The organism is Microcystis sp. M179S2 (assembly GCF_020245805.1).
Classification (GTDB): Bacteria; Cyanobacteriota; Cyanobacteriia; order Cyanobacteriales; family Microcystaceae; genus Microcystis; species Microcystis aeruginosa.
Window position 1 is genome coordinate 1 of sequence record NZ_JADBUE010000160.1, and the last position, 12,124, is coordinate 12,124.

The following is a 12,124-nucleotide window of genomic DNA, read 5'->3' on the forward strand; positions in this document are numbered from 1 at the left end:
TCAGTCAGAGAAGTAAAGTCCACTTCTATAGCTAAATCGGGAGGAGGATCAACAGTTAAATCAATTCTCTCTTTGCCTAAAATTGCCTGTCTATTATCAATATAAAAACAAGTATCTGGTTCTACTCCTGCTTCTCCCGGCATTTTCAAGGTAATCGGATCAAAACATTCCCAGTCTTTACCTTGACGACGAAGGATAATTTTTACTAAATCACTTAAAAGATTGATACGTTTGCCATGACTTGGTAAAGGAGACATAAGCCGAATTTCTTGAGTTTTGCGATTAAAATAGAGTTTGGGATAGGTTTTTTGGAGACGTAAACTCAGTAATCTTTCGTAATCTTCCCAAGTCTGATGGGGAAAAATAACTTGACTGCCCGGAGATAAAGATAAAGTATTTTCGTTGAGAGTAATTAGTAGCATTTTGGTAATTATCCTTGATTTTTAGCTGTGGGATTTAACTAATTTCGCTCTGGCAACCAATGCCTATCAAGCATTTGTTCAAGGGAATAGGGACAATTTAGAGGAAAATTGTGAGGAGATATTTCAGTTTTTTGCCCAACAATAAAAACGGCATCTTGATAGATTTTTTCTTGGTTATCTAGGAGATATTTTTCTAAATTTGTACTTAAATATCCATTTAGCTGAACTCTAAAAGTAGCTATTTCTCCTTGCCAATGCCGATGATGTAATTCAAATTCTTCCAGCCAATATTGCCACAACAAAAGATGAATAATTATCTGTCTTAAAAAACTCTCAACTCGATTTTTATCCCGTTTGCTCAAAGCCTCCAACTCCTCGATTAAATGTTGAATATCCAACTCAGCTAGACGATTTTCCTTGAGAAGTTTAATTGTTTCAGTCAACCAGAGATGTTCATCTTGTTCGTAGAGAAATTGTAACTGATTTAGCCAAGTATCTTTTTTCATATTTTTTTGGCTGAGGAGACTTCTAAAACTGCTTTCGGGTAGGCAATGCGTTGATGGTGGAATTGTTGCCAAACTTGCACAAAAACCTCGGCAATAATTGGTAATTCCTCCTGACGAATACCACTATCTACTAATTGTTGATCGCGCCATCGGGCCTGAAAAATCTTTTTGATCATATCCATGGCTTGTTCTGGGGAGGCCTCCTTCAGCGATCGCAAAGCGGCCTCGCTACTATCGGCCAACATAACGATCGCCGTTTCTCGCGATTGGGGAATCGGACCATCGTAGCGAAAAGCCGCCTCATCGACGAATTCTTGACCATTTTGGGCGGATTTTTGCAAAGCTTGCTGATAAAAATAGGAAATTAAGAGATTGCCTTGGTGTTCGGGAATAAAATCGCGGACCACTCGCGGTAAACCGTGTCTGCGGGCCATGACTAACCCTTCGCTAACGTGCTTTTTAATAATCTCGGCGCTGACGTAGGGATCGTTAATTTCATCGTGTTTATTCGGGCCACCCATTTGATTTTCAATAAAACCGAGAGGATCGTGCATTTTCCCGATATCGTGATAGAGGGTTCCCGTGCGAATTAATTCCACATTACAGTGCAGTTTTCGGGCGGCCGCTTCAGCTAAACAGGCGACAAAAAGGGTATGTTGAAAAGTCCCCGGCGCTTCCGTGGCCAAACGTTTGAGCAAACTACAATTAGGATTGGACAACTCCACCAGACGAATGGGAGTGACCACATCGAAACAGCGTTCCAAATAGGGGGATAATCCTAGGGCGATTACCGTCCAAGCTATTCCCGATAGACCATAGACGAGGGCCGTGGGTAGTAGAGTATAGATGATTGTGCTGGCCGTGGCGCTAACGATTAGGTAAGTGAGCAGATAAACACCCCCTTGGCTGACTCCGATTCCCATCCCTAGCAGCGATAATTCATCCCTGGAACGCAATTTTGCCGCTATCATCGCCGCTAATAGTCCCCCTATCGTCCCGGCGATTAAATCGGCGCTGATACCTTGGCTGCTGAATAGGGAAAGACCGGCAGTTAAGAGGACCTGGGTGACGGCCAGAGTCGGGCCGTAGAAACTGCTGACTAATAAACCCACGGCTGCCAGATTGGTAAAGGGAATATTGGCGATCGCTAGGATCGGTGTGGTAAAACTTAGTAAACCCAAGAGAAGAAAATCCCGGTGACGCAGAGGCCGATGGAGACGCTGGGCAACGAGGCAAAAAGTCCCGATCGCACTGGTGACAAGGATTGCCGTTGACCCTAAACCCATCCAGTTAATGCCCCGTTCGCTTAAACCAAAACCATCGATGAGAACAAACTGAGCTTGAGTAATTTTTTCGCCTGCTTTAACGATAATTTGACCGGTTTGAGCGCTAGACATGACCATATCTACCGCTTCCACCGCTTTAGCGGCTTGTTCTTTGGTTGCCTCCCGATCTTCTATCAGGTTCGTTTGTCCCTCTAGGGCTGCCAGAAGGATATTTTCGGCTAAAGACTGCTGGCGACTGGTTAGGCGATCGCTGCTAATCTGCACGGCGATGGTATCCTGTAGGTGACTGGTGGAAATCCCCGGGGGAATGCCTTGCACCAAAATCCGGCGACCCGCTTGCAGGACGGCTTTTTCTAGGTTTTGCCACTCTCGATCGCCCATTTGGGCCGCTGTGATCAGATCGGCGTATTTGAGTTTATTTAAGCTGGAATGCCGATAATTTTGGCTGGTTTGCTCCTTTATTTGCCGTAATTGCCCTAATCGATCGATAAATTGCTCAAAGTTCCCCTTGGCCACGCGCTGACGATAGGCTTGGATTTCGCTAACAGCATATTCCTGCTCTTTTGTCAAGAGTTTCGTAAAAGATTCTTCATAGTTGAGGCGGCTCTGTAGAGTTGACCATTGAGCGGCAGAAAAGGTGAGCAGCATTTCCATTGTGGCGTTAGAAATATTTCTGCCCATTAAAATGGAATTTCTTCGCAAAATTGGGCTAATTTGACTTAATTGCCCTAAAGTGTCTCGCAGCGATCGCTCGATCTGGGCGGTGGTTTGGGGGTCTCTTTTCAGCCTGGGAAGCAGTCCAGCCCGAATTTTTTGGCGTTTGAGGGCGGTGGTTTCTTGGTCTTGAAAACGGGCATCTTCGGGGGCGATAATCGTGACGGGGGAAATAGTCCCGACGGCCAATTTCGGCTGATTATAGAAACGATAACCGACCACGCTAGTCAGACAACCGACGGTAAACAGGAAGATTAAGGGTCGTCGCAGTTTACCCAGGGAGTAAGAGCGAGATTTTCGGGCAGAATCAGGAAAAACAGTGAAAGAATGCAGAAAATGATTCATAAATTCCAGCTAAATTCTATAAACTGCGCGACCATGCCCAGAGAAAAAATACCGGCAGCTCGGTTTTGGGTTCCCTCTTCTATTTTAAGGACTCCCTGTGCAAAAAAATTTTTTCTCGAAAGGTATCTAGGGGCTGCTGAAAAAGTTTGTTGGTGGGGTTAGGAGTCGGTCGCCGGTCGGGGAAGAGAGAGGCAAAAGGCAAGGGTTTGGAACTACACAAGGGAGGGTCTTTCTCCGTTTCCTGATGGGTTAAGCAAGAGGTAGAACCTCTAGAAATGCGTTGCAAGGGAGACCCTTGCAACGAGGTACGAGGTAAATTATCAATAGCTCTAATCTATTTCTAGATTTTCTAAATCGGCTAAATCTTGTAATCTACCTGATGCTTTTTTGTTTTTTTTAAGATTTTCTAAGTCAATAAAGTTAACAATAATATCGTCAATTTTAACCTCAATTCTGGATAAGTAACAAGTTTGGAACTCTACCCCATCGGGGGTTGTAATTAAATCAATACGGTTAGGAGGATAACCTAATTGTATCACTTGATCTGGCGTTAAAAAGTCATCAATTGTTAATCCTAAAGAACCAAAACCGAACCCTTCTAAGGCTTTGATTAGATTATAGGCATTTAACGAACTCATTTCTATCCAAATATCAATATCTTTAGTATAACGAGGATAGCCATGTAAGGCAACGGCATAGCCGCCTAAGACGAGATAACGCACTTGATTATCGTTTAACAATTGTATAAACTCTTTGAAGTCTTGGTTCAGCATTATATTTATATTGATGATATTCTTGACGAATTTCTTCTAAGGCCGATAGTCTCGTTTGGTACGATTGACTACGCCAATAGGCTGTCTCCGTTTTGGGAGCTTTTAAGTTAACTTTTTGATGAGTGATTTTCATAGAGAGATTAAGTAGGTAGGCGTTAAAAACTATCAGACACCCCCCTTATCAAGGGGGGCAGGGGGGATCGAACTTAAAATCCATTTTTAATTTAATTATAACCCAGCTAGGTTGGTCAGGGTTGACCTATTAGATTCAGTCAGGGGACTGAAGACCTTACTAGGCGGTTATTTCAGGTATTTCAACCTTATTTCATGCCTAAACGTTTCGCACAAATCCTTTGAGTATAGGCTACTTATGAAGACAGGCACTCATGCAAGAGGCAAAAGGCAAAAAGGGGAATAAATAATCAGTCTTTAATAACCGGATTTAGTATAACCTATCCCTGCGTCTTCATCGGCCCGCATCCTGTAGGGGCGAAGCATTCGGGCAATAACCTATTGCTGAAACCGTAGATTTTCTATCCGAATGCTTCGCCCGTACTTTTTCAGCACAGAAAACGGGTTTCTCGGAGAAACCCGTTTTCTACTCATGGACACCCCCCTTATCAAGGGGGGCAGGGGGGATCGACACCCCCCTTATCAAGGGGGGCAGGGGGGATCGACACCTAATAACCAGATTTAGTATAACTCCTAAACTAATACACTTGTACTATAGCTTGCCCCAAAAAATTCCAGAAAAGGGAATAAGGGAAAAAAAAGGGAAAAAAAAAGAGAAAAAGGGTTACAGGGTCCTCCCAGCACCGCACACCACCCGAAAACCGAGGCTGCCGTCGTAGGAGGCGCGGCGGTAGAAGCTGTAGCGGACAGCGGAACGGCAGGCATCCGGACCGTCGCACCAAGAACCGCCCCGCAATGGAGAATAATTATCATTCCCATTTTTTGTCCAAGCACTGCCATCCGTCGGCGCAACATGATAATTATCGTGCCAAGTATCGGCGCACCATTCCCAGACATTGCCGTGCATATCGTACAACCCAAAGGCGTTAGCTACCTGAAAATAGCCCACTGGGGTTGTTTTACGTCGATATTTTCCTGTAAATTCATCGGCATAAGTTTCAGTAGCTCGATAGTTAGCTAAATCTGCCGTTATCGTTTCCCCAAAATGAAAGGGTGTTTTTGTCCCGGCTCTACAGGCGTACTCCCATTCTGCCTCACTCGGTAGCCGATACTCCCGTTTTGTTTCCCTTGATAGTCGTTTACAGAATTCCGTTGCTTGATACCAGTTGACGCTTTCTACGGGTAGCTCATCCCCTTTGAAGCGAGAGGGGTTTGTCTCTAGGTAGATGTCTATTTTAGCGGTTGCGGCGATAGCTTGCCACTGAGCTTGGGTAATCGGGGTTTGACTCATGTAGAAAGCGGGGACTTTGACCAGGTGTTGTGGTCTTTCACTTCTAAATCCGTCCCAACCAAATTTTTTAACCAGTCTTTCGATTTCCTCATCTTCCGTTCCCATCCAGAATTCTCCTTGGGGAATATACATCATGCGGATATAGTTTTGAGCTTTTTTCCATTTGCGAACTTCCGCAAGGTTTTCATCGTAAAAATAGGCTTTAACAGGTTTTCTCTCGATAACTTGGCCTGTTTTATTAACCAATACCGTTTCTGCGGTAAAAAGGTTTTCATTGTAGGGAACAATAGCGGCTACTTCGTCTATTAAACGTTTTTGTCGGGTTCCTTCGTCTTCTGGGGAAAGTTGAAGGACATTGCCAACGTGGTTTAAATCCCCTCTAGAATAGGCGGCAATCGTTTTATTAAGCAATAATAAGGGTTCATAATCGGCTAAAGCAGCCGATATATTTTCTAATAAAGCTGTCAATCTCACAAGACGCACTCGGTTATTATTTTTGATAGCTTCTGCTAGTACCTGTCTGATTTCATTGACCGCTTGACTAGGTTTTAGGTAGGCAAGAGCTAACCATTGTTGATTTTGCCAATAAACCGATTTTGAGCAATAATCACCGATTTGTTCCTGAATATAGGTTTGTAACTGATGGGCCAGAGATTTGAGTTCCTCTGGGGTTAATTTTTCTAATAGTAGTTTACGAACATCGGGAGACATTTCATAAAGTTCTCGATCTATTTTGCGGACTAAACTGGACAGTAAAATATCAGCGATCGCATACCAGGGAGCTTGATTATTTTTATCTTGATGTTGACGCAGATAATAAAGTAAATTAGGGGATAAACTAAGGGGAAATGCCGCTCTTTTCGCTAGTTCTCTGGTGTTTGGTTCGTTTTCTTCTTCAAATAATCTTAAACGGCTTTTTGCGCTAAAAAAATCTTCATCCTCATCCCAATTATCCCCTTGTTGAAACTGATTAGGATTAAATGGAAAATGACGGGGTGGGATAGCTTCTTCTTTTAGCCATGTTATCAAGTTTTCCCAATCCTCTGTGGTTAGTTCAAACATGGAAAAATTGGGTATATCTTCAGCTAAATCAGCAATATCCCAGGCAGTTGTCCCATACCATCGATGATAGGGTAAGGGGTTTAACCATGCGACTCGGCTAAATCTTCGGCTAAATCGTCGGATAAGGGTTTCTGTTGCGCTCAAGCGCTCTTCTACATAACGTTTTCTAGCGGCACCCGCATCACTAAGAATTAGACAACTGGTTACTTCCGGAGAATAGTTAGAGAGAACTTTGGTTAAAGATTGACTTTCCCAACCGTTTTCTTGTTGTAAAACCTCGTCTCTAATCAGATTATCAAAGTAAAAATGGGGAACATTTGCCCAAGTTTGCTTCATTATCCTACCAAATCCTGCAAAGGGAATCATCGAGTCAGAACAATCAATAAAAATTATAATTTCTCGGCGATAAAGTTGTTTCTTTTGGTAAATTATTTGATCAAAAAAACCTCGTTTAGCCGTTGCCATCACCGTGGCTTTTAGATCCCAAGTTTGTCGAGGACTTTCTAGGGGTAATGGACGCAGTTGCTGCCAACTTTCTTGTAACTTAGCGATGCCAATAGGATAATAATCAGGATTATCTAGGGATGTGATTTTTTTTCGCTTTTCAATAGCTGTGGCAATTTGTGGAAATGAAGTCTCCGGTGCTATTTTTGTATCCCCAGAAGGGGTAATTTCTAATGAGGGAGATTCCGTATCATCCATCGGGTTTATGATTTTGCTAATCGATTCTTCTGGATGGCGAATAGGTATTTTTTGGGCTATTTCTATATTTATTTCTGGTTGGAATTGTAGCATCTCTGTCCAGGCCTGATCAAACTTTTCTTTTTCTTTCGGGGATTTAACCCATAAAGCTTGACAAAGAAGTTTAATTTTAGGATTGTCTAAGTTGGGATTTTCTTGAATAGCAATATCAGAATCATTGGCGAGTTTTTGAATTAGGTAATTTTCCACCCGATAATATTGTTCAATAGACAGCAGAAATCCTTCTTCGTCTCTGAGTTGATAAAATAGGTCAAGTAGGGGGGATGTCATTGGCTTTTTTAACCTCTTGTTCCATAATCTTGTAAATCGGTACGGCTTTTTAGTAAAACACTAGCGTGGGGTAATTTGTCCTCGTTTAATTTGGCGATAATTTCTTCAGTTTTGTACTTGAGTAACGATTTAAACCAGGCTATTAATTCACTGGTGCTAACTTTTTTTTCTCCTTCAGATTTAGTCTCGTCTTGTGATGTTCTCACTTCCTGAAAACGGTCCACTGCTTTGATGATAACCTCTTGTTCAGCGTCGGTAAACCGTTCGGTTAATATTTTTCTTAATCTTTCTTGGTTGGGTAGCTCAATATAGTGATAAATGCAACGTCTCAGAAAAGCATTGGGTAAGTTTTTTTCTTGATTACTGGTAATTATAATCAGAGGAAAAGCTTGATCATTTGCTTGAATTAATTCTCCTGTTTCTTTAATGAAAAAACGACGAGATTCAATGGCTAAAAGTAAATCATTAGGAAAATCTCGATCTGCTTTATCTATTTCATCAATTAATACTACCGATTGTTCTTGCTTATCTTGACTTTGTTTAAATGCTTTACCCAAGGGTTGTAAATCAACCCAATCCTTTGAAGTAGCTGGATTTTTTTGCTCAGAAGAAGATTCTTCTATTTCTTTTTGGCTTAAAATTCCGCTAATTTGAGCAGCCTGTAAACGGCCAATATAATCATATTGATAGAGACTATCTTCTGCTTTACTTGTAGATTGAACTATCCACTCATAATATTTTATAGGATTACTTTCCTGACGATAATTAAATTCATAAACTAAGGCATGAGCTAGACGACTTTTGCCACATCCCGGTTCACCTTCTAGTAACAAAGGCATTCCCAATTCAATAGCCAAGTTAACAACTTCTATTAACTCATCACCTGCGTCATAGGGATAAATTTTTTGTTGAATCGGTTCATAATAAAGTCCCGATTTAGGTTGAATTTCTCCCCTGTAAGTTAAGGATAGTTTAGCCATCTATTTTCCCTCGATAATTGTCCTTGAAATTGTTGATAAAAAGCTTTCAGTGTGTCTTCTATCTTGCCTTGATTGCTATTTTGCCATAATTCCTGCAAGGTAGATTTAAATAAGTCTGTGGTTTCATCCTGTAAGTCACAACCTAACTGAAGTTGTTGAGCAAAAGTAGGAATAATTTCCTGAAAAGACCGTTGTTCAAAGCAAGAGTCAATCTGTAAGCGGTGAATAGGAAATTCTGATAATTTGTCCTTATCTCTCCAATCATTCCCTTCTCCATAATCTAACCAAATCATTAACAAAAAGCCTGGAATGGGACTATTTTGTATTTTACTAGCTTTTTTGGTTAAGTTTTGCCAAAATGAATCAATGTCCTTTAAACGGGAAAAGTCTGCACAATCAATTCCTTCAAAAATCAAACAAAAATTATTAGCTTTTAAATTTTTAATTCCTCCAGAATTATTGAAAAAATGTTCATGAAGACTATAGCTATCCCATTCTTCTTGACCATCTCCTTGAAATTTAAAAACAATAGGTTTAACGGGCAAATTATTAGTGATCAAGATTTCTTTTTCTAAACGACGCAAACACAAAACACGATATTGATGAGGACAAGGCGGAATATAAATAGTGCCTTCTCGTAAAGTTTTAGCGGCTATTGAACGGGTAAAATTTACTAGATTAGTATAATTAAATTTTGTCAAAACACGATAAATCTTTTCATTATTTGTTCGTTGATCTTTTGGGTTTTGATGATGAAGTTGACAACATTCTAAGCTTTCAAAATCTAGGCCTAATACTTCGCAATAAGCTTGAACAATATAAGACTGTTTAGAGGTTCTTTGCCCTTTTTTTCCTAGTCCATATTTTTTTTCAGTACAAAACCGCAAACTATCTCCAGATATGCCAATTACCTTTAAAATAGACTCATTTAATAAATGGTTTATATCCTCATAAAAGGTTAAATGAATTGAATTATCATTAATATCTTCAATTCTGGTTGTATTTATTTTATTTTGATTAATGTACGCTCTTTTCTTCTCATTTTCAAATCCTTGAAACTTAGATTTATTTTGTAAGTACAATTTCTTACCCTTTGGTTTTAAAACCTCTTTAGTTGCTCCAGATTGTGGCGATGATGTCATCCAAGCTTTCAAGACATTCAATGGAATGGTATAACTGGAAGTTTTTGTTTGACTACGGTATTCTTCGAGAAATGCCTCAAGTAACCATCGACTTGCTTCTATTAATATTTGCTCCGAAGCACAAGAATAGTTTCCCTTATAAGCATCTTTAGCCTTACGAAGGGTTTCCACATCTTCATCCGATAATCTGATTTCGCCAGACCCTAACATAAATCTCGTCAAACGTCAACCTACCATCTGATCCACTTTTTGATCCCCTTTTGCCAGCATTTGCTGAAAGCATTTTAATCAACTTGTCCTCAAAAAACAAGCTATAGGGGGACAGGAGTAAATATGAAAAAGGAAAATTTCTGGCAAAAACATAAAGCGGACATTGACGTGATTTGCCGCATCATCACCACTTTAACTGCCTTGGCTAGTTTGGGTGTTCAGGTGGGAGAGTTAAAGATTCCCCAAAGCGAGATTCCCCCTATCCCTGAGGTTCAGGTGGAATTAAATATCAGATGAACGTAGGTTGGGTTGAAGCATGAAACCCAACGCCTGCATGGGTTACGCTACCGCTAACCCATCCTACAAATAATTTTGCCTCCCTACTTAAGACGTATTTAAATCGCTTATTCTTAGATTAGCCGAATCTCCTCCCCCCTTGCCCCCCGATGTCGGGTAGGGTTGGGGGGGTTGCCTCTTGCCTCATCTCAACAGGCAATTTAAATTACGAACAGCTTTTTTTATAAGACTGGACCAAAACGAGGGTGAGTTAATAAGATAACCCACCCTGAAAGAGATTTAGCGATCGACTGACCCCATAATAATATCAATACTGCCTAAAATCGCCATAATATCGGCAACTTTTACCCCTTTGAGGATATGAGGCAGAATTTGAAGATTATTAAAATCGGCGGCCCGAATTTTCCAACGCCAAGGGAAAACATCATCATTACCGACGATAAAGATACCTAATTCCCCTTTACCACTTTCCAAGCGCACATAATGTTCACCTTTAGGAATCTTAAAAGTGGGGGCGACTTTTTTGGCGATATACTGATAGTCAAAATCATTCCAAGCTGATTTTTTCCCTTCTGCCATCCGTTTTGCTTCCAGATTTTCGTAGGGACCACCGGGTAAACCTTTCAGTGCTTGCCGGATAATTTTCACCGATTCGCGCATTTCCCGAATCCGCACCAGATAACGAGCAAAACAATCGCCGGCAGTTTCCCAATGCACTTCCCAGTCAAAATCGTCGTAACACTCGTAATGGTCAACTTTTCTTAAATCCCATTTCACCCCAGAAGCGCGCAACATCGGACCGGATAAACCCCAGTTAATCGCTTCATCTCTGGTAATGCAGCCTATCCCTTCAATACGACGGCGGAAAATCGGGTTATTAGTGATTAATTTCTCGTATTCGTCCACTTTGGGGTCAAAATAGTCACAGAAATCCACGCACTTATCCACCCATCCGTAGGGTAAATCTACCGCCACGCCACCAATACGGAAATAATTATTATTAATTAACCGCATTCCCGTGGCAGCTTCCCAGAGGTCATAAATCATCTCCCGTTCCCGGAAAATGTAGAAAAAGGGAGTTTGTGCGCCTACATCCGCCATAAAGGGGCCTAACCAGAGTAAATGGTTAGCGATGCGGTTGAGTTCCAACATAATCACCCGGATATATTGCGCTCGTTTGGGAACGGCGATATCGGCTAATTTTTCGGGAGCATTGACCGTAATCGCCTCATTAAACATCCCTGCGGCGTAATCCCAACGACTAACGTAGGGAACGTACATGACATTAGTGCGATTTTCGGCAATTTTTTCCATGCCCCGATGAAGATAACCGATTACGGGTTCACAGTCAATCACGTCTTCCCCGTCAAGGGTGACGATTAAGCGCAAAACACCGTGCATCGAAGGGTGATGGGGTCCCATGTTTAAAACCATGGGTTCTGTTCTCGTTTCAATTTTTGCCATAGGGCTACCGATGATCCCGAAAATCTTTTTAAAGTCATTATAAGTAAACGCCTTGACAATACACAAGGACTATCGGGTATCAGTGATCAGTAATCAGTGATCAGTAATCAGTAATCAGTGATCAGTAGTCAGTAGTCAGGATTTAGGAGATTATTTTTATTTATTCTCCCCATTTCCCCACTACCCCACTACCCCACTACCCCACTACCCCACTACCCCACTACCCCACTACCCCACTACCCCACCTCCCCACTTCCCCACACCCCACACCCCCACTTCCCCGCTTGATCGAGTACAATAGAGTGTTCAGCAAAAGCGATCAGCTATTAGCTTTGATTAGTCCTTCGGTAAGAATATAAACCAGAGAAAAGAGCCATTAAGAGCGGCAATCAGCTGAAAAAGCTCAAAAACTGAATTTTAGGCTGAAGGCTGACGGTAGCTTGCTGAAAGCTGAATCCCGTTGATAAT

The 12,124-nt window shown here is 41.5% G+C and carries 10 protein-coding genes; 1 reads left to right on the forward strand and 9 read right to left on the reverse strand.

Annotated features, from left to right (window positions below; translation table 11 throughout):
* The 8 genes from IM500_RS09505 to IM500_RS09540 all read right to left on the reverse strand — a co-directional run.
* Positions 1-422, reverse strand: a 422-nt coding sequence (locus IM500_RS09505; RefSeq protein ID WP_287738188.1) for a Uma2 family endonuclease, incomplete at its 3' end; no start/stop codon positions are given.
* 38 nt (positions 423-460) lie between these two features.
* Positions 461-928: a DUF29 domain-containing protein gene (locus IM500_RS09510; protein ID WP_190721937.1), complete on the reverse strand. Its 468-nt coding sequence runs from the start codon at positions 926-928 to the stop codon at positions 461-463.
* The gene (locus tag IM500_RS09515) at positions 925-3,273 is read right to left on the reverse strand and encodes an HD family phosphohydrolase (protein ID WP_190721939.1); all 2,349 of its coding nucleotides are present in this window, start codon (positions 3,271-3,273) and stop codon (positions 925-927) included. Before IM500_RS09515 ends, IM500_RS09510 begins: the two co-directional genes overlap by 4 nt.
* Before the next feature lie 329 nt (positions 3,274-3,602).
* Positions 3,603-4,046 (reverse strand): DUF6036 family nucleotidyltransferase, encoded by a 444-nt coding sequence (locus IM500_RS09520; RefSeq protein ID WP_046663377.1) that lies wholly within the window; start codon positions 4,044-4,046, stop codon positions 3,603-3,605.
* A complete protein-coding gene (locus tag IM500_RS09525) occupies positions 4,000-4,179 on the reverse strand; it encodes a hypothetical protein (protein WP_079209363.1) in 180 nt (59 codons plus the stop codon). The genes IM500_RS09520 and IM500_RS09525 overlap by 47 nt, the downstream gene beginning before the upstream one ends.
* 663 nt (positions 4,180-4,842) lie before the next feature.
* Positions 4,843-7,563: an SUMF1/EgtB/PvdO family nonheme iron enzyme gene (locus IM500_RS09530; RefSeq protein ID WP_287738189.1), complete on the reverse strand. Its 2,721-nt coding sequence runs from the start codon at positions 7,561-7,563 to the stop codon at positions 4,843-4,845.
* A gap of 8 nt (positions 7,564-7,571) precedes the next feature.
* Positions 7,572-8,543: an AAA family ATPase gene (locus IM500_RS09535; RefSeq protein ID WP_287738190.1), complete on the reverse strand. Its 972-nt coding sequence runs from the start codon at positions 8,541-8,543 to the stop codon at positions 7,572-7,574.
* Positions 8,525-9,895, reverse strand: coding sequence for a hypothetical protein (locus IM500_RS09540; RefSeq protein WP_287738191.1), 1,371 nt, complete (start codon positions 9,893-9,895; stop codon positions 8,525-8,527). The genes IM500_RS09535 and IM500_RS09540 overlap by 19 nt, the downstream gene beginning before the upstream one ends.
* Before the next feature lie 123 nt (positions 9,896-10,018).
* On the opposite strand from IM500_RS09540, the gene IM500_RS09545 reads away from it, so the two are divergent.
* Positions 10,019-10,192 (forward strand): hypothetical protein, encoded by a 174-nt coding sequence (locus tag IM500_RS09545; RefSeq protein WP_190721946.1) that lies wholly within the window; start codon positions 10,019-10,021, stop codon positions 10,190-10,192.
* Between the two features lie 279 nt (positions 10,193-10,471).
* Here IM500_RS09545 and IM500_RS09550 read toward each other — a convergent pair whose 3' ends face one another.
* Positions 10,472-11,656: an NAD(P)H-quinone oxidoreductase subunit H gene (locus IM500_RS09550; protein ID WP_002760089.1), complete on the reverse strand. Its 1,185-nt coding sequence runs from the start codon at positions 11,654-11,656 to the stop codon at positions 10,472-10,474.
* Positions 11,657-12,124 lie beyond the last annotated feature (468 nt).

Coding starts and splice junctions, on each gene's coding strand:
- IM500_RS09535 (WP_287738190.1), bottom strand. CDS start 8,543: ATGGCTAAACTATCCTTAACTTACAGGGGAGAAATTCAACCTAAATCG.
- IM500_RS09540 (WP_287738191.1), bottom strand. CDS start 9,895: ATGTTAGGGTCTGGCGAAATCAGATTATCGGATGAAGATGTGGAAACC.
- IM500_RS09530 (WP_287738189.1), bottom strand. CDS start 7,563: ATGACATCCCCCCTACTTGACCTATTTTATCAACTCAGAGACGAAGAA.
- IM500_RS09525 (WP_079209363.1), bottom strand. CDS start 4,179: ATGAAAATCACTCATCAAAAAGTTAACTTAAAAGCTCCCAAAACGGAG.
- IM500_RS09515 (WP_190721939.1), bottom strand. CDS start 3,273: ATGAATCATTTTCTGCATTCTTTCACTGTTTTTCCTGATTCTGCCCGA.
- IM500_RS09545 (WP_190721946.1), top strand. CDS start 10,019: ATGAAAAAGGAAAATTTCTGGCAAAAACATAAAGCGGACATTGACGTG.
- IM500_RS09520 (WP_046663377.1), bottom strand. CDS start 4,046: ATGCTGAACCAAGACTTCAAAGAGTTTATACAATTGTTAAACGATAAT.
- IM500_RS09550 (WP_002760089.1), bottom strand. CDS start 11,656: ATGGCAAAAATTGAAACGAGAACAGAACCCATGGTTTTAAACATGGGA.
- IM500_RS09510 (WP_190721937.1), bottom strand. CDS start 928: ATGAAAAAAGATACTTGGCTAAATCAGTTACAATTTCTCTACGAACAA.